Source organism: Paraburkholderia sp. SIMBA_027 (assembly GCF_046535315.1).
Classification (GTDB): Bacteria; Pseudomonadota; Gammaproteobacteria; order Burkholderiales; family Burkholderiaceae; genus Paraburkholderia; species Paraburkholderia tropica.
The window spans coordinates 1-302 of sequence record NZ_JAWRWY010000312.1 but is presented as its reverse complement, the minus strand read 5'-3'; the positions used below and the strand labels follow the sequence as shown (position 1 = coordinate 302).

General features: G+C 63.2%; 1 pseudogene. It reads left to right on the top strand.

Annotated elements, in window-relative coordinates:
- Window positions 1–24: 24 nt before the first annotated feature.
- Window positions 25–302, top strand: a pseudogene (locus SB764_RS39225) (hypothetical protein); the annotation flags it as partial.

The window sequence follows — 302 nt, the reverse complement described above, 5'->3', positions numbered from 1 at the left end:
CAGCGGCACCTGAAGGCAGCCGGTGTGCAGTTGCTTCCGGGATCCGAACACCTTCGCCGCACATCAACTGCACAAGCGTCCCTAGGCAGCGACGGTTCCGCAGAATACGAATTCGACCTCGAGTGGAGCCTCCCCCACATCGCTCCTACTTTCCTCCCAAAGGTGCTGCACACCGGGTCGCTGGCCTCGTTCGTGGAGCCCGGGGCAAGCAGCGTGCGGTCCTTGCTTGAACTGTTCGCGGGACGCTGCCTGATCACGTACGACCCCAACATCCGCCCCACTCTCCTCCAGGACCACGCTGA